We start from the raw sequence: 21057 nt of genomic DNA on the forward strand, positions 1-21057 counted from the left end.
TCAACCTCCTTGGATTTGCTCTATTTTGCGCAATCCACCTTGATGTTCTACTACTTCCCGCAATTGTTTATACATATCTCTCGTAGAGGCATTCTTTGTCTTGATTGTGAACATTTCAGAACTTCCAACGATAATAAGCAGTTCTCTTGCACGTGATAACGCTACATTCAGTCGTCGATAGTCTTTCGCGAATCCAATGTCACCATTTTTCTCACCATGATTCCTAACGAAGCTCAAAATGATAATATCCATTTCCATACCTTGAAACTTATCTACCGAACCTGTTCGGCAATGCAATTGTTGCGGGCGAATTTCCTGCTGAATTAATCGATCGATCCGTTTTACCTGTTCGCCGTAAAAACTGATTACGCCGACACTTTTCTTTTCGTCTGGCATCATTAGGCCATCTTTTTTAGCTTTTTCGGTCGCTTGTTCAATATCTTGCAAAGTATCTTGAATGATGGTTAGTTCCGCTTCATTGAAACGACTTGTCCCACCTTTGACTTGATTTTCGAAAAATGATGGGGTATTGGGTGTATCTAGCCATAGTAAATGGTCTTTTCTAGTGATTTTTCTGCTTTCGAGCAGATGGTCCCGTAATTCGTCTGAATTAGGAAGCCCACATTGTAATTGATAGTCCCCATTTTTATAGAACGGTGCGATCGTTTCCATGATTTTTTCATGCATACGGTACTGAATACTGAGCATCGTTTTGTTTTGCTTGGGCAACGTACGAAATAACCGTTCAAATAATGATTCATTGAGCAGTTTTTTCATTTCACGTTGCACTTCAGGATCTTTTTGTTGATCTACCAGTTCGTCCATCGTTTCTTGTCCTACGAGTGGCGGTAACTGATGATGGTCGCCCACTAGAATAATCTTTTTACCTTTTAGCATGGGCAATAGTAATTCTGGCGGTGTTGCTTTTGATACTTCATCGATTATGACGACATCGAAGACAGGATATTCCTCCATAAACTTTTTGGAAGCTGATGCGACACATGTCGTGCCAATTACATTCGCATGATCGATATAAAGCTTACGGATTTCATCCAGGTCATAATCGTTGGCATCACGCAGTAATTCTTCCCATTGCGCTTGCAGTTCTTGCAGGATTGGAAGCTGTTGCTGTTCTTTTACTACTTCTGCCAGTTGGGGTTCAGCTTGAGCAAGCACTATTTCTACTTTTTCTAATTGCTCCTTTATATCCGGTTTCAATTGAACGGCAAGCTCTTCTATTTCCTGCTGTCGTTGATGTTGTTCTTCCTGTAATTGCAATGTTTTTTGCTCTACTGCTAGAACTTCTACTTTTTCTTGTTCAAGCAGCTGTCTTGCTTGAGAACACTTTAGTTCTGAAGTAGTGATGGACGCTGTTAATTGCGTTACGTTTTTTATTTGTTGTCGGCACTCCATGATCTTAGTTTCTAGCTGCTTAATTTCCTGTGTGAGCTGATTTTCCTCCCACTGCTTTTCAGGCGGCTCGTTCGTTTGTAGCCATGCTTTAATTTGGTTCTCCAATTCTATTTGCTTAGATTGCAGATGTTGCTTCTGCTCTTCTTTTCGTTGTAAAGTGGCTTGTGTTTCTTGAAGTTCCTGTTGTAGGAATCTCAGGATTTCATGTTTCACTTCTGCAAATACTTCCTTTACAGAGTGGACTTTCTGTTGCTGAAGATCCATTCCTTTTGCACGAACGATCTCTTCTTTACCATAAAACAATGATATACCTTGTGCAATCTTTTGTAGAACTTCCGTTTTGGCGGATGAAATCTCTTTGTTTTGCAGCACTTTTTTTGTTGTAGGGTTAATAAGAAACTTTCCCAAACGATCAATCATTTCATGCATCTCTTGAATGGTTGTGAAGTTTTCGGTTGAGCGCTTCGTAATAGTTTCTACCGGGTAACGATGCGTCTGCAAAAGAGAATGTGTTTTATTGATAGCCGTCTGAAAACGGTCATGAAGCTCTTTCCACTCTTGAAATTCATAGGAATACTCTCCACTTTCAATCGACTTGATGATTCGTTGTAAGTCGTTATTCCGCAAGGTGATATGAATGGGTAATTCAATCTGATTTTTAGCAAGCGTCATTTGGATATCTTTCATTTTTGTCTGAGACATCACATCACGATGTGTGGATTGTAGCATTTGTTCATGATCAGGAAGTGTTTTATATTCTTCCATGATCTCTTGTTGCGCTTCGGTATTGCTCTGCAGCTCTGCAAGCCAATTGATATATACTTGTGTCTCTCTTAAAAGTTGCTGTTCTTTTAACAGTTCTTCTATTCGGACTGACAATTCTTCTTTATTCGGCTCTGAATTCAACTGTTTACGTAGTTCTGCAATTTCTTTTACGCGCTGTTCAAGGTCTATTTCAGTTTGCTCAATTCCCTGTTGCTTTTGAGAAAGCCGGCGAACAGATTGGTCAAGCAGGGATTTCCGAGAAAAGTATTCAGACTTTAGTTTTTTCAATTTTTCTCGCACTACATTTTGTATTTGCAGTTGCCCAGTTAATGCAATTTTCAATTGTGCGTTCTGTTGAATTTGCTCGGATAATTGATCTGCACGTTTTTGTAATTCGATATCTTTTGTTCGATAAACAGCACGTGTCGCTTGCACGGTTTCTATTGTTTCATTTTTCCAGTGCAACGCCACGTTTTCTTCCATGAAGCGCTTGCCCTCTTCTTCAATACTTTCTGATCGTCCATAGCGTAAAATCCGTGTCGCTGGATCTGTCAGTAATCGACCGAGTGCGTTATCCACTGCTAGGTTTGATTGGGATGCCACAAGTGTCCGCAAGCCAGCTTTGACGTTCTGATAGCAAATTTCAGAAATAACCGTTGTTTTCCCTGTCCCAGGCGGACCTTGTACTACAAACAAATCATGTGCTTTCATCGCTCCTGAGACTGCTTCTTGCTGGAATTCATTCAAATTATTATGGAACTCTAGTTGCGGCTGTTTATTAGTAATTTGCACAACAGGTCGTTCTTCAAATAAAACCTTTTCCAAATTCGCATTGGCAGCTAGACCATCTTGTAAGTCTTTGAAACCTTTACGTAACCGACGAATCTGACTTAATTCAGCAAAGTTCGTCAACACAAGACTTTTATTACGTGTTGGTAACCATTGTTCGGATCGTGCTTTCTTTTGAAACCGTTGATTTAGTTCTACGACGATAATCTTTTGACCTTTCTGAGCATCGACGATTTGACCAATTTCAGTAGAAAGTTCATTCATTTTCACACTAAATCCACGGAGTTGCTTCCAGTTTTTCGTTTGTAAATCTTTACATTGTAGACGTACCTTTGTAAAATCACTGGTGAAACTGGCTTGACTAAATGTACAGGAGATATCCGCTACATCCGCATTTTTCTCCGCAATTTGTAGATAGCCTTCCCAACTTTCAATTCTCTTTTTGACATATTCTGAACGCTCTTCCGCGATCGGCAATTGACGTAACTTCGTATAGAATTCGATTGGCAGTGCTACTCCCGCACGATGTAACCTAAACTTTATTGCTGTATGCAGCCGCCGATTTGTCTGGACAGGTTCTCTTGCGCCTCTAACATGAAAGCCCGTTGCTAGTAGACCGTCCGGTTTCAATACGCATTCCATAACTGCCACACGTTGCTGAACTTCTTTAGCAAATTTTTTATTTGTGTGTGGATCAAAAAACAACGCATAGGATTGGTTCCCCATACGATTCTCCGGTTTCTTTTCAATATGTATATCAAAAGCAGACTCTGAAGAAACGAAAGCCTCTTCACTTAAAAACCACTGTTCTAAACCTTTTCGTGCATTTTTTGTAATTTCAAGACTGCAAAGTATCATTTCTTTACTTTTCAGCACATTCATATTCGTACATTCTTTTCAATATAGGGCTTTACTTCAGCAAGATCATGCATCATGCTTCTCCCTGTTATTCCCTTGTTCAAAGCTCTCACCTCAGTCCTCTATTATAGATCATAAGTGCATATACCGCGAGTAAGAAAAATCTTAGAAAAACTTTTAAAATTAATTTTAAAAAAGATGTTTAGGAATGATTTGCATGGGTATACTATTACTACAAGGCAAACTGAAGGAGCTAGTCAGAGAAGTAAGCTGCTAGATCTGGAAGAGATGCACAGCCTTGGCGGAAAATTTTTCTTTACTGGCAAGTGGTACACTCGGTTTGGGAATCTGCTTTTAAGATTCCAACAGAAAGACAGGTTTACCAGGTAATGCGAAAGAAGTTTTTTGTGTAAGTGCACGTGAAATACCTGCTTCAAAGAAGTTAAGCAGAGTAAGATGCAAGACGCATACGACGAGGGTACAATATCGTCAGTATGAAGTAATCGCAACATAAAATTTTCCGCATAGTAAGAGAAGAACAGTCAGTGATTGGAAGTTTTCGATCGCTGACTGTTTTTTGTTTCGTTTCTCTACAAAATGAATTGTTTAGTAAGAATGAGATCTGGGAAAACACTATATAAGAGACGATAATGAGGAGGAGCACTTTATGAAAAAAAGAATGGCTTTGACTGCGATTGGTTTAGGTGCGGCCTATTTAATGCGTAACAAAGATGCACGGGACAAATTGTCTCGCCAATTCGATGAGTTCAATGACACACCTATGCGAGGAGATCGTAAAGATCACAACCAGAAACCCGAACCGAATAAAGGATTACTAGGTAGATTTTTAGGTTAAAACATTCAATTACAAAGGAGCAGATCTGTATGAGGGAAGAGAAGAACGTATTTACAGAAGAAGACCGCAAAAAGGCAAAGGGTGGTTATATGGACAACCCTGAAAATTTAAAGACTGATAAAGAAAGTATTTATGATATGCATGAAGATATGCAGACTGTAGATGCTATTCCATTAGAAGATGTTCGTATGGAAGAGGAAGAAGAGAGAAATCATCGCGAGACAAAAGATCGTTCATCAAGCGAGGAAAAATACGATAATAAATAACCGTATTTTGTACCTGCAAAATTTTACTTGTATATAACAAAAACGACGCCCTACTTACACGGGCGTCGTTTTTTAAGTCATTCTCAATAATGCTTCCGAACCGATCATACCTGCAGAAATACCGTATTGTTCAGCTTCAAGTGTCACGGATTCTAAAGGCGCTGCGAGCAATTGCTCAATCGTTTTTACACCAACAGCACGACCCGCGACAATTTTGCGGTCTGCTAGCACACTATTTAATAATCCTACATCGAGTGCACCACACATAATATACCCTTTGTCATTCGAAACTGTAAGCAAAGTCGTTTTCGGTAGCTTTACCGTGACTGCTTGAAATGACTTTCCATCTATAGATATACTTTGGTGTTCAATCAAGACACCCACCCCTTTCTTTATCAGCTTATGATAAAGAAATAAAAATGTGCAAAATAAAAAAACATCTTACGCACCGAATGCGTGAAATGTTTTCTCGTCGATGATAAATCGTTGAAGCTGTACTTCTTCTTCAAATCCATTTAATTGTGCTATAAAGGATTCACCTTTCAGACGGGCTATTTCCGGTCGTTTACTTATCAGCCGGTCATACACATCACAATGAATGATTAAATCGCCACCCATGCTCTGTTGCTGGATACGAGCTGCTTTATTAACTGTACTACCGAAATAATCTAATAGATCATTGGCATTTACCGCAATAACAGAGCCAGTATGGAAACCTATTTTAATTAGCACAGGTTTTGATATTTTTTTATTTAACTGACCTATCCCTCGCTGTATAGCTAGTGCTGCTTCAAACGCATCAAATTCACTAGTAAAGGCGCCCATTACCGAGTCGCCTATCGTTTTGATAATAGTTCCTCTATGTTCTCTTACACAGCGCACCAAATATTCAAAATGCTTCTGAACATCGGAGTAGGCTTTCGCGTCCCCAATCTCTTCATATAGCCGCGTGGAATCTTTTAAGTCAGTGAATAAAATAGACATATGGCCAACTCCAATTTGAAGCCCCGGTGCCAATACTTCCGTTTTGAGTAAATCGCGGAACAACTGAAGAGATGTAACTTCCCTCGCAGTCAGTGCATCATCATCCCAGTCTTTTTTCTCGAAGACTACAACAATTTCTTTAGTAGTTTCATTAATAATAGTGAAACGTTTTGCGTCAGGAATTTCTCTTTGTAGAAAGCCTTCAGCAGAATATGTAATTTCAGCTTTTTCGACTACTTCATTTGTCATATCGATTTCATGATTATACTTCAGGACTCGACACCTAAGTACCTCATTGAATTTAGGCCAATCGATTACTTTATTTTCTTGAGGTGAAACTCTGAATTGCGCCAGTACATGGGGTGTTTCGACAGGACCATTTATACAATAGATAGTCTGATCAACTTTTCGAATGGCAGCATTCACGTGAAATTTCATCTCTACATAACGGTCAAAATCCAATTCAAAATCTATTCCACATAATTCACAATGTACTTTGTCAATCAGTTGCTTTAATGCTGCAGCCTTTCCCTTAGGTACACGACAATTTGGACACATCATGTTCCAGTCATAATCAAGCAGACCTACTGCATTGGCGAATAAAAATAATTCAACGGAAGCGAATCTGTCGAACTGATGTATTCTTGCCCAGCGGTATGGCTGCATTTCAGATACTTCATCATCAGAACCTGTGCGAATGGTAGATTCTAAGGCATCAATCATGTCAGTGTTAGGATATGATTCTTTCAATAGAGAAATAGCATGGGCTAAGCTTGTATTTTCCAGTTCTATTTTTGTCTTTGCAAGAGGTTTTGTTGTACCTGGTGTTTTTTCATATTCCAGTGCGTATGTGATCATTTTGCGAAGTTGGGGATAGACGGTAGCTTGTAATGCAATTCTTCCAAGCAAGTTTTTGCAAATAAAGTCACCTTCTAAATATATTTTCGTTTCAGTCTCAGATATATATACCATACGAATAGTCCAGAAAACGGACTGGAAAGGTCCTTCTACATATTGACGCTCAAGTGAATAATGAGAATATCGCACCCATTCACATACATGTTCTTTCCATTTCAACGATATCATTTTCAATACCTTGGCATCTGCCCATCGAATGATTGTTTTATCTTCTTCTGAAAACTGCGCAAAATTGAAAGGAAATATGCCTGCGAATTTATTTAATTCATTTGTATTGGCTAATAATTCCCATGCGACATTTAGTGGTAAGTTCACAAGTTGTTCTTCACGAAAGGTTATTACCTTCTTCATATCGTTTCTTCACTTCCATCTACAAACTCATCGCGGATTAAGATGAATTGATCTAAATTCTCCAAGAATATATCTACGAGTCGTCCATCAAATTGTTTATTACGTTCTTCTTTCATATAAGCCGTAATTTTTTCTAGTGGCCAAGCCTTTTTGTACACTCGATCGCTTCCCAATGCATCAAACACGTCTGCGACTGCTGTAATACGGCCGTATATATGAATGTCTTCCGCTTGTTTACCTGCTGGATAGCCTTGTCCATCCCATCGTTCATGATGCTCATTGGCAATGATGGCTGCGATTTGTAGTAACTCACGTTTTGACTTCTTGAAAACATTATGACCGATTGTCGTATGTTGTTTCATTAATTCAAATTCTTTTTCAGTCAGTTTCCCAGGCTTCAATAAGATACTGTCTGGAATTGCGACTTTTCCAATATCATGCATCGGCGAAGCATATTTCAATTTCAGCGCCTCAGCTTCTGGTATTCCAGAAAGACATGCCAATAAATATGAATATTTCGCTACCCGCTTTACATGGAAGCCCGTTTCCTGAGAACGACTTTCCCCAATTTCACCCATTCGGACAATAATCTCTTTTTGTGTTTCAACTAGTTCATTACGTAAAATGAATGCTTCAAGTGATTTCCCAGTAAAGTTAGCGGCAATCTTTAAAACTTCTAAATCATCAACTGAAAAGATTTGTGATTCCGTCTGTTTATTGATAGCTTGAAAGGCGCCAATAATTTCTCCTTCTGCATTATGAAACGGAATACAGATAACAGAAGTAGTAGAATAACCCGTTTCTATATCGACTGTACGATTAAATCGCTGATCCGAGTACGCATCTTCAATTAGTAGTGCTTCCCCCGTCTTTACACAATGACCGACAAACCCACTATCATCCGGTATCTTAATCGTTTTAACTCCATGACCACCTACTGTCCAGAGTATCTTTTCGTTTGCTTCATGCAACCAAACCGAACAGCGATCCGCCGCGACAAGCTCTTTACCTAAATCTGCAAGATTCATAACCATCTTTTTTATATTGGTTTCAACTGATATTTTTGCCATATATTCAAATATAACCGCTAATAAGCGATCCGAATTTGTGCCCGATGTTTTATTGTTAATAATTAAATTTGATGAAGTCGGCACATTCAATGCCCCCTTTAGAAAAAATAGGTTCTCTATCTATTTCCTTTGTGTGTTAATATTAGCATGATAAAAGCATAAAATATAGTTACTTCGTTATACGTTTCATATTTAGGGGGAAACAAATGAATCTTTTTTCTTACTTACTGCTCGGTCATTTAGTCGGAGATTTTTTATTACAAAATACCTGGATGGCTATGAATAAAGCGAACAAGTGGATGCCTTTAATGACACATTGCTTGGTTTATACCCTCTCAATTTTTGTGGCAATTCTCATTAGCGGATTTCAGGTTTCATGGCTTGCCATTGTTCTCATTTATGTTAGTCATGTTTTTTTAGATAAGCGGCTTTTCGTCTTCTGGTGGGTCCGAACCATAATGGGCGTCAAAAATCCTGAAGGTAATTGGCTGATGATTGTAACCGATCAAATATTCCATTTATTAGTTTTAGGTTCCATCATACATTTTTTATACTAGTTAAATAGCACTGTTTTTCTGACGCTTCATTTGACGAATTTATAATTCTTTCTGAAACAAGAACTTAAGTCTTATAATTCTTTCAAAAAATAGAAAAAGTTCTTGTAATCTGCTTTCCTGGGCTATATTATAGAAAAATGTTGCGAAGATGATTCGTACCAAACAATCATAAGGAGTGTGGTCTGATGGAAAACGTTACAAGAGAAGATATTTATCAATTCGTGGAAGAAAATAATGTCAATTTTATCCGTCTTCAGTTTACCGATATTTTTGGCATGATTAAGAATGTAGAGATTCCGATCAGCCAGCTCGAAAAGGCGCTGGACAACAAAATGATGTTTGACGGATCTTCTATCGAAGGCTTTGTACGGATTGAAGAATCAGATATGTATTTAGTACCTGACTTGGATACATGGATGGTATTTCCATGGCCTTCAGGTACAGGAAGAGTAGCACGCTTAATCTGCGACGTCTACTTGGCGAATGGCGAACCTTTCTCTGGAGACCCCCGGGGAAATTTAAAACGAATCGTTAAAGAAATGAAAGAGCTTGGATTCACTGATTTTAACTTAGGACCTGAACCGGAATTCTTTCTTTTTAAACTAGATGCCAATAAACAACCGACAATGGAGCTGAATGACCATGGTGACTATTTTGATTTGGCTCCAATAGATCTTGGCGAAAATTGTCGTCGAGATATTGTCTTGGAACTTGAAGAATTGGGATTTGAAGTGGAAGCTTCCCATCACGAAGCAGCGCCTGGACAACATGAAATTGATTTTAAATATGCTGATGTATTAACGGCTTGCGATCATATTCAAACCTTTAAACTAGTCGTTAAGACGATAGCACGCAAACACGGCTTACATGCCACATTCATGCCTAAGCCATTATACGGAGTGAGCGGTTCGGGCATGCATTGCAATGTTTCTCTATTTAAAGATGGCGAGAACGTCTTTTTTGACAAAGATGGCGAACGTCAGTTAAGTGAAACTGCTTATCACTTCATGGCTGGTGTGCTGGAACATGTTCGTGGTTTCACCGCTATCACGAACCCTACTGTCAATTCTTATAAACGTTTGGTGCCTGGCTACGAAGCACCTTGTTATGTCGCTTGGTCCTCACAGAACCGTAGTCCATTGATCCGCATACCTGCATCACGTGGAATGAGTACACGTGTTGAGGTACGTTCTGTCGATTCTTCTGCCAATCCTTATTTAGCAATGGCCGTTATACTAAAAGCTGGTCTTGATGGTATTAAGCGCAAGCTGACTCCTCCAGCCCCAGTTGATCGCAATATTTATGAGATGAAGGCAGATGAGCTTGCGGAAAATAACATTGGATTATTACCGACAGATCTTGACCATGCGCTCATCGCCTTATCAGAAGACTCGATTATACAAGACGCACTGGGTTCACATATTTATGCAAACTTTAGTGAAGCAAAACATCAAGAATGGGAAAGCTACCGGATTACGGTGCATCCATGGGAACTTGAACGATATATGAAGATGTATTAATAGGACTTCACAATAATAGGATGTACAATAAAAAAAACGGCTGTAAATACAGCCGTTTTTTTTGATAGAGAAAATTATATAGAATCCATTCTATTGTCTAATTGTCTCACTCGATTTATTATAGGAAAATCAGGAGGTTTCGCTATGATTAAGATTTGGTTTAACGCACTCTTTTATACAATGCAAAATGAAGGACATACAATAGATGCTCTACTGACAAAAGACGGAAAAATAGTAGCGATTGGGTCATATGATGAGCTAAAAGCTCAAGCCGACGAACAAATAGACTTGCAGGGTGCTTTTGTTTATCCTGGGTTTATCGATAACCATATGCACATAATTGGACAAGGTGAAAAGTTACTACGCCTTGATTTATCAAACACTACTTCTTCAGAGAACATGATGGATTTACTCCTGAATGCGTATAGTGATTTGCCAGAGGATGAGTGGTTTATTGGAGAAGGTTGGGATGAGAATAATTTTCCTGACAAGAAAATCTTCACACGCTATGAGTTGGATGCTGTAACGGATTCACCTATGCTATTAAAGCGCACTTGCTGGCATGCAGCGATTGTGAATTCAAAGGCGCTCGAACTCGCTGGTATCACAAAAGATACACCTGATCCCGATGATGGTGTCATTGAGCGCGATCATACTGGAGAGCCAACGGGGTTATTGAAGGAAGGTGCTATGCAGCGAGTGCTAGAACTTTTACCAAATCCAACAGTGGCCTACGTAACGAAAGCATTGGAGACTTCAGTTGACCACCTATTATCTGTCGGTTTGACAGGTGTTGTGACGGATGACTTAGGTTACTACGGACACTACCAGACGCCATTGAAAGCCTTCAATAACGTGCTAGGCGGTGATCGTAAATTCCGTGCTCACTTACTGCGTCATTTTAGCGTGTTTTCCGAATTGATGGAAGATCATGCTCTCTATAATACACCGTGGGTAGAACCTGGTGAGATGAAGTTCTTCATTGATGGTGCTTTTGGCGGTAGTACTGCGCTGTTAAGTGAGCCTTATTCTGATGAACCCGATAATGTAGGAACTACTGTATTGACTGATGAAGAGCTCGAGAATCACGTTAAAACAGCAAGGCACTATGGAGAAGCTGTTGCCATACATGTAATCGGGGATCTGGCAGTAGAAAAAGCACTCGATGTCATTGAAAAACATCCTGCTCTTACAGGTAAGAAAGACCGGTTAATACATGTCATCTTATTACGGGAAGATTTAGTCGAGCGAATGCAAAAGCTTCCGATTGTTTTAGATATACAGCCTGCTTTCGTACCCTCCGATTTCCCTTGGGTCGGAGAAAGACTCGGTAAGGACCGGCTTGACTGGGCATATGCATGGAAGAAGCTTCTAACTAAAGGATTTATATGTGGCGGAGGATCAGATGCGCCTATTGAAGACCCGAATCCATTGCTAGGAATACACGCCGCAATTACAAGAAGATTGAGTATTGAACAGCATGAGGGGTATTTGCCAGATGAAAAACTGAGTCGCTACGAGGCAGTACAATTATTTACTTCGGGCGCAGCCGCTACTATAGATAAAGCTGATTCACGAGGAAGGCTCTCCGTTGGATTTGATGCAGACTTCACTATCTTGAAAGAAGATATTTTCACTATAGAAGTAGATAGAATTACTGAAGTACAAGTAGAGAAAACTATAGTCGCTGGTGAAGTGATGTATAGAGCGAATACATGATCACCGTTTAGTAACTAGCCAATGGGGAAAACTTTCTAAAAAGGTAGTTTTACTTTGAAGTTGCTAAAAGTACAAGGTGAACTGGATTGGAAGAAACTAACGCGTAACGTGTTAATTCCCGTAGTGGGTGGATCGATTATCGGATATCTTGCTAATCGCAATACACAAGAACAGTATGCCGAGTTGGAGAAACCTTCATTTTCTCCTCCTGGAGCTGCATTCCCTATTGCTTGGACGGCTTTATACACAATGATGGGTGTAGCGAATTACCGCGTAGAAATGAAGCAGGATACCAAAAAGAGCCATGCTGCTATCCCCCTATATGACGTTCAAATAGGTCTTAATTTTCTTTGGTCCTTCCTATTCTTCAAGTGGAATTTACGAGGTACTGCACTGATCGAGATGACGATTATGCTAGGTGCAATTGCTATGACTGCTTATGAATTTAATAAAAATGATCGTACCGCAGGCGCATTAATGGTCCCGTATATCGGATGGGTCCTGTTCGCACTGATCTTGAATTATTCTACGTGGAAATTAAATAAGTGAAACCAAAAAATGTCCCTGCCACTACTGGCTGGGACATTTCTCATTGTTGCTTATATTGATTTTGTTTGTAATTCATACGCTCCGCAGTCTTATAGGCATCGTACATACCCCAAATCCATACAATGGGATACGTAATGAAACCAATACCTACAAACATGAGTAACCCGTTAATTCCCTGCAAAATAATAAGCAAGATCCCTTTAAGGATTTGTCCATTATAGATTTGACCGACGCCAGTCCAGAAAAAACTTAGCACGGCGGCAATACCTGGATGCTTAAACATGTCATCTCCCCTTCCTGGCTGTTACGTCTATCTTACATTATGCAGAAAGGGAATGACAAGATGTTTGCTACATGTCTTTTCAGAAGCGGTCCTTATCCAAGGAGTCGCCCTTGACATCTACGTTACCTTCTTTTCCGAAGTGTACTTCCTCGCGTTTCACAGTATCGTGAATCGTTTCATTTTCTACAACTTCACGCTTCTTAAGAATAACTTCTTCCGTGACAACTGGTTTCTTAGTCACTTCTACTTGTTCTTCAGTAATGGGAATACGAATTGTTTCGTCATCTTCTTTGAATGCTGCTGCGGTATGATCATAGCGGCCGTCAACATTCGCTTCATCATTTACAACAGGTCTACGTTCAATGATGACTTCATCATGTGAAACATTGACATCTACTGATCTAGGTTCTTCCACTACTTCTTTCTCTACATGAATTTCTCCACGTTGTGTTGCATGCTTATTTACTTGAAGTTTTTCTTCATGCAGACGTAAACGTTCTTCATCCGTGGCGGCATCAGTGAAACTTTGTTCATTTGTACGGAGTGCACGATCTACTTCGTTATCCTGATGGTTTACTGTTTGATCAGGTAGTGTCTGGCTCATTCTGAATGCAGGGTCTCCTCCATTCAATTCTTGGTCTGTTACGCTTAGTCCGTTAGCTCCAAGATTGACATCTGTGCTTTTTCCATCTCTGCCGTAGAAATCTGTATTATCCATGTAGTGGCGGTTCGCTTCACCGGAATCCACATAAAGCAACATGCCACCCTCTTCAATGTCGTGATAATACTTCATTGTATCTTCTGTTCCAAAATCTAGATTTTCGACCATGCGGTGTACATGATCTTCCCCTGACACGAATCCCATGAAGCGATCCCACCAAGAATCGTCGGCGGATTTAATTTCTGCATCTGAACGACTTCTAACCATAGTTAGTTGATCATCGTTTTTTACCACTACATAAATATCATCTTCAGGCCATCCTTCTTTTTTTAGCTCATCCAGACGATTCACCAACTCGGTTTCATTAAAGTACATTCCAATATATCTATTCTTACCCATATAAATCTCCTCCTAGTATGATAGTTAATTATACTAACGTCGTGTTGATACTTTTACCCGGGATAGTTAAATTAGAAACCTTTTCATTATTTTTTATTTAATGCATAAATAATTCCTAATTAGGAATGCTAATAAAAAGGAGTGATTTCATGCTGGAATTAGATACACCAATTGAAGGCAAACTGGCGTGCTTTGGAACTTTACGGGATAAAGTGGATCAGCACGGGTATCATTTTGGCGGAGGCTGGGATTATCATAAAGGCAGTTTCGATTCCGTCCTTCATAGAGAAGCTGGAGAAACCATTTACTTACGTGTTCCGTTTGAAGTCCACGACGGTGAACTTGATGATTTCAACACCTCAATAAAATTCAAAAAACCTTACGTGATTAAACATGTGGTTAACACAGGACTAGATCCCGACTCAAGTTCTTTAATAAGTGGTTCTTTCAATCAATTCCAAGAACCATTGGATCGAGATGCAGAAATTCGTGATAAAAGTCGTTGGGAAATTGCTGGTGAACTGGCAATTGAAGAAATACTGCAATACTTGGAATGAAAAAAAGGATCTTCTAGCTTTGGCAGAAGATCCTTTTTTGTTATTCTGTTATACTTTGTACTTTTTCATCCATTTCAATTGAACTCAATACTTTTTTGGGAAACTTTTCGAAAACTGGTTCAAGTTCACTCATTAATTCTTCTAGTTCAGCTCCATTATAGAAAAGTGATTCGAAGTATTTAGCATTTCCAGCCGACTCCACTATTATCCGTAGACGTTGCAAAGGCTCCCTGCCTGCAAGATCTTCATCCGTCATAATTACTTCTTCTCCTGTATAATCCGCTTGTTGGATCCAAGATGTTCCCGAATCATGCGCCTCTTCAGCAAACGCCAATAGTTCTTCTGTATTCATCGTCTGTTGCTTCATGCAAACCCCTCACTTTACCTGTTTTATATAGTGTTCCCTGTTGGTCATGGTTAAAACCATTCAGCTACTTACTTCATTTTCGAAGTATAGTTCCTTATGTAGACCGCAACCCGGATTAAAATTCGCCAGACAAGAAGGACATTGATAGTCGCTTTGAAAGTATTCGGTAATAGTGAGTTCGCGTCCGCAACTTCCGCACAGTATGGCTTTTTCGTTATATTGACTAGCTGGCCAGACAGCGTGATGACCGCAGCCTGTTTCTTCATGACATAGGTGACATGGGTAGTATATCTTGCAACAATAAAACTTGATTGCAATTCGATCATTTTCTGTCGAGTAATGAACACAGCGCGTTTCATCATCCACCAGCAAGCCCTGAACTTCTTTACTGTATTTTTTCATTTCACCCACTCCTCTTATGTATATCATAAAAGCAGAATAGTAAGTATGCAATGTAAGTAAAAGATCTGTAGTTTAATGTAATGGATAAGCTTGAAGAAGTTTTTTATAGGCAATTTACAGTACAAAGATGCGCTAAAGTTAATTTTGTTATTGTTATTTTGAAGTGGAACCAGAACTTCAATAAATTAAAACCTAACACGAATTCACACACTATCGATAATGAGCGATCTAAGAAGTACCTCTACCTTATAAGTAGGATTGAAGTGGAAGCTGGGTCAACTCCTGGAGAATAAGAGTGACCTTGAGATCCTGGACAGAGCGTTAGCGAAGGAAGCAGCTCAAGATTGCTCCCCCGGAAAGCATCCCTAGCTAGAGCTTCAATCCCCTCGTACACACTACCTCCCCCTAGCATTCCACATGCTTGTTGATCTTGAATTAAACCATATAAAAGGACATCCCTAACAATCGTAAGTTCACGACTGTAGAGACATCCTCTATTTACATATCCTTATGAGTAAATGGACACTTTCCAGTTATAGGCACGCAGTCGTCACCGATGAAAAACTGTTTCCATTCGTTATGCGTTGGATCACCGAAGTGGCTTATATCCGGATGCTTCGGTAAGGCATCCCATACCTCTACACGTTCACGAACTTTTTCGCGTGAGTTGATGCCACCCTTTTCAGTGCCTGTCAAACCTTTGAAAATTTTTCGTGGCTGGAAACCAATGACCATGGCATTTCCTAGATCACGAGTCTTCCGCTGTTTATACGCAGGCGCATTACCAAAAGCAAAAATCGGCTCGCCATGGAAGTGGAAATCCCATAGATAGTGATCTGGGTCCAGTGGAGCTTCAGCCGGCCATTCTTCAGTATCTTCTATATGCAAGTACTGCAAAATATCCCAAAACTGCTGACGATATTCTTCTATTGTTCCTTCTTTTTCAAAGGGTTCTACAAACACAAATAACCCGTGCCGTTTATGCTTTGGATTTTTAAATAGTGTTAAGAAAGATTCCAATGCTTGAGGTAAATTCGACCAGTCCTCTTGAGAAACATAGGCATAGCGCAACTCACCTTTATTTTCACCAGCCATTCCAAAATAACACGGGAATGTTTTGTCAGTCACAATATTATGAAACGTCTGGTATTCTCTAAGTAGCCATTCCGGTAAATCATCACGTTTTGTAAAGTCTTCCTTTGTCAATAAAGCGTTTGATGTTTGAATCAACGTTTTATATCCCCCCTCTGAATTACTATGCTGTATATCCGCTACCCTGTCTTCAGCATAATGAAACATATGAAACAATGGTTATTATCCCTCATGTATATCGCTTTCTTAGTAACCTATATAGCACGGAAGTAATATGGGATCTTCATGAATGATTTATTAACCATTGAGATCTAGTTCTTCTATTCCGCTTCCATCTTGATTCATTCGATATAGATGGTAATCAGGCTCGCGCGAACCAAATTTACGATCTACCATAAAGTAAATTTTATCGTCAGGACCGAGTGCAGGTCTTGATGTAGACTCTTTTAATGTCGTAAGTTGTTCCGTTTGATATGTTTTCCAATTAAATGTGAACAACTCATATTCGTAAATTCCGTTAGGTCCAGTTCCTGCTACTGCCTGATAAATAATACATTGTTGTTCAGGTAACAAGATGAAGTCATACACATCCTCGGCTTGAACAGGGCTGCTGACGACTGACATTTTATCAGGTGTTTCTAGTGGTATTTCAAATATCCTCTCTTTACTTTCGAAGATCTCTTCTGCCGTTTCGTTGTATGTGTCATCATTCGTCTGTACATAAACAGAATTCTTTTCAGCAGAAACTTGTAGTGAGCCCATACTATATTTCTTAATATCTGTATGTTTTGTATGAACACCTTGCATTAAATCAAAGCTATACACATCGAAATCATGGGGCCGTTTCGAAGCAATCGGTGAATAATTTGTATAGGTGCTTGCCTCAAGATAAAACAACTTCTCAGGATATTTTGGATCAAACGCAATCTCAGTGATTAGATTGTCAGATGTGTGTATTACCTCCTCTACAAGCGAACCCAAATCAATTATATGGATATCTGACCGTATATGATTTTCAAGATTTTTATCCCGTACTACATAAGCAAGATACGTACCATCTTCCGAGAATATTATATCTGCAATTTCTTTCTCGACAGATAATTGAACGATTTTCTGTTGACTATCTAGATTGATTGTTGCTTGTCCTTTGTCATAAGAAATATAGGCAATTTCATTTTTGGTTGATATCGCATAGATATCAGACATTCCTTCTTGTTTTTTATTCTCATCTTTATTAAACAATACACCTAGCACAATACACACCGCGGTTAGCAGTGCGATGGAACTTAGGATGAATCCTAGCGACTTTTTCATAGGTCAACCTCCTTATATTCATAAAATCCAAATCATGATCGCCGCTATAATCCATAGAAACTGAAAACCTGTAACACTATACGCCCAGTTTCCAATAAATGAAGTTCTATCGTATAGATGATCCACAAGACTAACGGAATCGTAATAAATAGTAAGGTTACTTTTATTTCTACGGCAAATATTAAAAATGCCCATAGCCAAAATAAAGATAAAGCCAATACTATGAGACCGATTGTAATATTGATAAAATGAATTCTCTTCGCATCTTTTTCAAGGAATTGTCTAGAGGAAGGAAAATCATAAATGGTTGTACGGTATACCAGAACAATCGAAAACAATACTATTGCGTAAGAAAATATGGTTAATGGAACCAAGTAAGCTGATTCTAAATCCGTCGCTAGTCAACTACCGTAAATTACTAACAAGGTATGACCGATCAGTAACCCATTTACCGTTAGACGGCGGTGTAACGCTGTGATAGGATGCAGCTTTAGGGTCAAGATTGCTGAACTGATAAGTATTGCCATGCAAAGTCAAATGATTTCAGCATTACCTCTAGTGAACAACTGAAGCAAGTAGGTGCTGTAAATGATAAGTAAAGATGCACCTGAAAGACTGAGCATCATTTCTCGTCGATATGGATACAGCGCGTGCTGAAGTTGCTTACCTACTTCTTTCTCATTACCGAAATTCGCCATCGCCAACTCCATCGCCTCCCCATATGAGAACCCTTGTTTTCGTAAATCCTCATAAGCACAATACAAATGACTAAGTAATTCCTCAGTCAAATCCTACCGTTCTTCAGCATTGCCGTCTGTTTGTTTTACCACCTTACTAACGAAACGCTCAAACATCGTTTTCATATCAAACCATCCGAAATTTTATGGATAAGCGCATTCATCCACTCCCAATTTTCCTGTTTTGCATCTAATGCCACGCTACCTTCATCAGTTAGACGATAGTATTTTTTACGGCCACTTTCACCTTCTTGCCAATATGATTCAACCCAAGCTTTTTTCTCTAAGCGTTTTAAGCTGCATATAACGTTCCTTCACTCACTTCTTCAATACAAATTATAACAATGTACATCTTAATACAATGCACAAAAAAACACCTCATCGATTCTACTCGACAAGGCGCTCACTTATTGCAAAGGTTTTGGATTTTCCTGTAATTCGTCAATCGTCTGCATAACCAATGTGACGGCTTGACTCAAAGCACTTCCACCGCCAAGTGCCGCTGCTACACCGACCGCTTCTAACACTTCTGGAACTGTACAACCTGCATCTATGCAAGCTTTTGTATGGAAAATAATACAATACTCACTATGGGCGTAGACACTCACTGCAAGTGCGATCAGCTGCTTATATTTTTGACTAATTTCTCCTTCTTCAAAACTAATTTCCGTAAATGCATGGAACGATTTCATTAACTTCGGCAATTGTTCGCTCATTGCACCCATACCGGTTTTATAATCTGCCAGTACCGCATCTGTAAATGTATAGTCTTCCATATAGATCGCCTCCCGTTATAGCAACAGTATGTCCGATTCTTTGTTTGCTATGCAGTGATAAAGGAAATGATATATGCAATAACAAATCTAGGAGGTTCGTCATGAAAATTGTCATAACAGGAGATACACACATTCCTAGTAGAGGAAGCGTTTTGCCTTCACGGTTAACAAACGAATGTATTACGGCTGATTTAGTTTTACATACGGGTGATTGGCAATCATTTGAGGTAGTACAGATGCTTTCTGAATTTGCAGAAGTAAAAGGAGTCTCTGGAAATGTAGATGGAGAAGATATAAAAGAACAGTTTCCATTGCAGCAGGTGGTTCAAGCAGGACACGTAAAGATCGGCTTGGTACATGGACATGGAGAGAAAAAAACGACGGAAAAGCGTGCAATTGAAGCATTTGAAGGAGAGCCACTAGATGTCATCATCTTCGGACACTCCCACATTCCAGTGCTTCGTTACATGAATAAAACCTTGTTGCTGACCCCTGGATCCCCGACAGACAAGCGGAAACTACCTCATTATTCATTCGCTATCTTACATATCGAGGATGAGATTCGTGCAGAATTAATTTTCTTTGATGATAAAACGTAACCTACAAAAGGATTAGAACATCCAGCCACGTTTATATTGAACAGGAGATTCAATTTCAACGTTAAGCTCTTTAGCTGCTGTATACGCCCAATAAGGATCGCGTAATAATTCGCGAGCGAGTAATACGATATCGGCACGATCGTTTTGAAGAATCTCTTCCGCTTGCAGCGCTGACGTAATCAACCCTACCGCACCCGTTGCAATATTTGCCTGCTGACGAATTGTATCCGCAAACGGCACTTGATAGCCTGGGAAAGGATGAATAGCAGCTGGTACTACACCACCAGAGCTCACGTCGACTAAATCGACACCTTGCTCTTTCATCCACCCCGCCATTTCTGCATACTGCGAAGGATCCATACCGCCTTCTTGATAATCTTCTGCTGAGATTCTGACAAATAATGGACCTTCCCAAACAGACCGGATTGCATCAATCACTTGGCCTAATATACGGTAACGATTTTCTGCTGTTCCGCCATATTTATCTTCACGATGATTACATAACGGAGTTAAAAACTCATTTAGTAAATATCCATGTGCGCCATGAATTTCAATCACGTCAAAACCAGCTTGTTTGGAACGGATGGCACCTTGTTTAAATGCTTCAATTGTTTCTTCAATATCAGCAATAGTCATTTCCGTTGGTGTTTTATATTTTTCATTGAATGCAATGGGGCTTGGAGCATGAATCGTTCCGTCCACTGTCGCTTTTCTGCCCGCGTGTGCTAATTGGATACCAGTACGGGCACCTTGCTGTTTCATCAAACGAACGATTTCGGTTAGACCTTTGAGATGCTCATCTGACCAGATCCCTAAATCCTCACTTGAGATTCTCCCTTGTGGTTGAACAGCTGTTGCCTCAACAATAATTAGGCCGACTTGTCCTACTGCACGAGTTGCATAATGAGTTTTATGCCAATCTTCTACTTTACCATCTTGATTATGTGAAGAATACATACACATCGGTGCCATTGCAATTCGATTTTTGAACTCGACGCCACGTATAGTATAAGGACTAAATAATTTTGCCATGAATAATTCCTCCTCTAATAGTTGCTAGGGAAAGTATAGCAAATCTATGTGTTTATTTAATGTTTGAGGATTTTAAACCAACTTTATGAAACATATGGTAGAGCTCTAACGTATAGTAGACTATATAAAAGGAGCATTCCTGTTAGAAGCTTTTTCGGGGACTTGAACACAAAGAGCCCTCTTGGTATGATGCGGGGTGTCAAATCTGCACGAATTGACCCCT

Annotated in this window: 23 protein-coding genes; 8 read left to right on the forward strand and 15 right to left on the reverse strand. The window is 39.5% G+C overall.

All coding sequences use genetic code 11. The features are described from left to right. The gene (locus H605_RS0114745) at positions 1-3849 is read right to left on the reverse strand and encodes an AAA domain-containing protein (RefSeq protein ID WP_029054928.1); all 3849 of its coding nucleotides are present in this window, start codon (positions 3847-3849) and stop codon (positions 1-3) included. A 643-nt stretch (positions 3850-4492) separates the two neighbouring features. Here H605_RS0114745 and H605_RS18050 point away from each other — a divergent pair. Together H605_RS18050 and H605_RS0114755 are read left to right on the forward strand one after the other, a co-directional pair. Continuing rightward, the gene (locus tag H605_RS18050; RefSeq protein WP_037562188.1) at positions 4493-4681 is read left to right on the forward strand and encodes a hypothetical protein; all 189 of its coding nucleotides are present in this window, start codon (positions 4493-4495) and stop codon (positions 4679-4681) included. 29 nt (positions 4682-4710) lie between these two features. Next, a complete protein-coding gene (locus H605_RS0114755; RefSeq protein WP_029054929.1) occupies positions 4711-4947 on the forward strand; it encodes a hypothetical protein in 237 nt (78 codons plus the stop codon). 72 nt (positions 4948-5019) lie between these two features. Here the strand turns inward: H605_RS0114755 and H605_RS0114760 are convergent, their stop codons facing one another. The 3 genes from H605_RS0114760 to H605_RS0114770 form a co-directional block, all read right to left on the reverse strand. Beyond that, positions 5020-5322 (reverse strand): YunC family protein, encoded by a 303-nt coding sequence (locus tag H605_RS0114760; RefSeq protein ID WP_029054930.1) that lies wholly within the window; start codon positions 5320-5322, stop codon positions 5020-5022. 66 nt (positions 5323-5388) lie between these two features. Then, positions 5389-7200 carry an adenylate/guanylate cyclase domain-containing protein gene (locus H605_RS0114765; protein WP_029054931.1) on the reverse strand — a complete coding sequence of 604 codons (1812 nt, stop codon included), beginning with the start codon at positions 7198-7200 and terminating at the stop codon, positions 5389-5391. Further along, complete coding sequence (locus tag H605_RS0114770; protein WP_232321260.1) at positions 7197-8354, reverse strand: HD domain-containing phosphohydrolase; 1158 nt, start codon at positions 8352-8354, stop codon at positions 7197-7199. Before H605_RS0114770 ends, H605_RS0114765 begins: the two co-directional genes overlap by 4 nt. 122 nt (positions 8355-8476) lie before the next feature. Here H605_RS0114770 and H605_RS0114775 point away from each other — a divergent pair, with 122 nt between their 5' ends. From H605_RS0114775 to H605_RS0114790, 4 genes are all read left to right on the forward strand, one after another. After that, positions 8477-8827: a DUF3307 domain-containing protein gene (locus H605_RS0114775; RefSeq protein ID WP_029054933.1), complete on the forward strand. Its 351-nt coding sequence runs from the start codon at positions 8477-8479 to the stop codon at positions 8825-8827. Positions 8828-9012: 185 nt separating this feature from the next. Then, entirely contained in the window at positions 9013-10347 is a 1335-nt protein-coding gene (gene glnA, locus H605_RS0114780; RefSeq protein WP_029054934.1) for a type I glutamate--ammonia ligase, read from the forward strand. Positions 10348-10491: 144 nt separating this feature from the next. Continuing rightward, complete coding sequence (locus tag H605_RS0114785; protein ID WP_029054935.1) at positions 10492-12066, forward strand: amidohydrolase; 1575 nt, start codon at positions 10492-10494, stop codon at positions 12064-12066. Between the two features lie 54 nt (positions 12067-12120). After that, on the forward strand, positions 12121-12615 hold the full coding sequence (locus H605_RS0114790; protein WP_029054936.1) for a TspO/MBR family protein: 495 nt from the start codon (positions 12121-12123) through the stop codon (positions 12613-12615). A 40-nt stretch (positions 12616-12655) separates the two neighbouring features. Here the strand turns inward: H605_RS0114790 and H605_RS0114795 are convergent, their stop codons facing one another. Together H605_RS0114795 and H605_RS18475 are read right to left on the reverse strand one after the other, a co-directional pair. Continuing rightward, positions 12656-12898, reverse strand: a complete 243-nt coding sequence (locus H605_RS0114795) for a hypothetical protein (RefSeq protein WP_029054937.1) — start codon at positions 12896-12898, stop codon at positions 12656-12658. Positions 12899-12977: 79 nt separating this feature from the next. After that, positions 12978-13958: a YsnF/AvaK domain-containing protein gene (locus H605_RS18475; protein ID WP_029054938.1), complete on the reverse strand. Its 981-nt coding sequence runs from the start codon at positions 13956-13958 to the stop codon at positions 12978-12980. Between the two features lie 149 nt (positions 13959-14107). On the opposite strand from H605_RS18475, the gene H605_RS0114805 reads away from it, so the two are divergent. After that, entirely contained in the window at positions 14108-14515 is a 408-nt protein-coding gene (locus H605_RS0114805) for a YugN family protein (RefSeq protein WP_029054939.1), read from the forward strand. Positions 14516-14555: 40 nt separating this feature from the next. Here the strand turns inward: H605_RS0114805 and H605_RS0114810 are convergent, their stop codons facing one another. The 8 genes from H605_RS0114810 to H605_RS0114835 form a co-directional block, all read right to left on the reverse strand. Continuing rightward, positions 14556-14882, reverse strand: a complete 327-nt coding sequence (locus H605_RS0114810) for a toprim domain-containing protein (RefSeq protein ID WP_029054940.1) — start codon at positions 14880-14882, stop codon at positions 14556-14558. Between the two features lie 60 nt (positions 14883-14942). Continuing rightward, entirely contained in the window at positions 14943-15311 is a 369-nt protein-coding gene (locus H605_RS0114815) for a CHY zinc finger protein (protein WP_335695479.1), read from the reverse strand. Positions 15312-15782: 471 nt separating this feature from the next. After that, positions 15783-16514 (reverse strand): YqcI/YcgG family protein, encoded by a 732-nt coding sequence (locus H605_RS0114820; RefSeq protein ID WP_029054942.1) that lies wholly within the window; start codon positions 16512-16514, stop codon positions 15783-15785. Between the two features lie 159 nt (positions 16515-16673). After that, complete coding sequence (locus H605_RS0114825) at positions 16674-17690, reverse strand: TolB-like translocation protein (RefSeq protein ID WP_029054943.1); 1017 nt, start codon at positions 17688-17690, stop codon at positions 16674-16676. A gap of 44 nt (positions 17691-17734) precedes the next feature. Continuing rightward, positions 17735-18064: a hypothetical protein gene (locus H605_RS19265; RefSeq protein ID WP_083065542.1), complete on the reverse strand. Its 330-nt coding sequence runs from the start codon at positions 18062-18064 to the stop codon at positions 17735-17737. Between the two features lie 159 nt (positions 18065-18223). Beyond that, a complete protein-coding gene (locus H605_RS19025; RefSeq protein WP_156875520.1) occupies positions 18224-18478 on the reverse strand; it encodes a permease prefix domain 1-containing protein in 255 nt (84 codons plus the stop codon). 71 nt (positions 18479-18549) lie between these two features. Next, on the reverse strand, positions 18550-18732 hold the full coding sequence (locus tag H605_RS18745; protein ID WP_081657966.1) for a PadR family transcriptional regulator: 183 nt from the start codon (positions 18730-18732) through the stop codon (positions 18550-18552). 102 nt (positions 18733-18834) lie between these two features. Then, on the reverse strand, positions 18835-19203 hold the full coding sequence (locus tag H605_RS0114835; protein ID WP_029054944.1) for a carboxymuconolactone decarboxylase family protein: 369 nt from the start codon (positions 19201-19203) through the stop codon (positions 18835-18837). A 101-nt stretch (positions 19204-19304) separates the two neighbouring features. On the opposite strand from H605_RS0114835, the gene H605_RS0114840 reads away from it, so the two are divergent. Further along, positions 19305-19802, forward strand: a complete 498-nt coding sequence (locus H605_RS0114840; RefSeq protein WP_029054945.1) for a metallophosphoesterase family protein — start codon at positions 19305-19307, stop codon at positions 19800-19802. 12 nt (positions 19803-19814) lie between these two features. On the opposite strand, the gene namA is transcribed toward H605_RS0114840, so the two are convergent. Further along, positions 19815-20834 carry an NADPH dehydrogenase NamA gene (namA, locus tag H605_RS0114845; RefSeq protein ID WP_029054946.1) on the reverse strand — a complete coding sequence of 340 codons (1020 nt, stop codon included), beginning with the start codon at positions 20832-20834 and terminating at the stop codon, positions 19815-19817. Between the last annotated feature and the right edge of the window lie 223 nt (positions 20835-21057).

Origin of the sequence: Sporosarcina ureae DSM 2281 (assembly GCF_000425545.1) — a bacterium.
GTDB classification, from domain to species: Bacteria; Bacillota; Bacilli; order Bacillales_A; family Planococcaceae; genus Sporosarcina; species Sporosarcina ureae.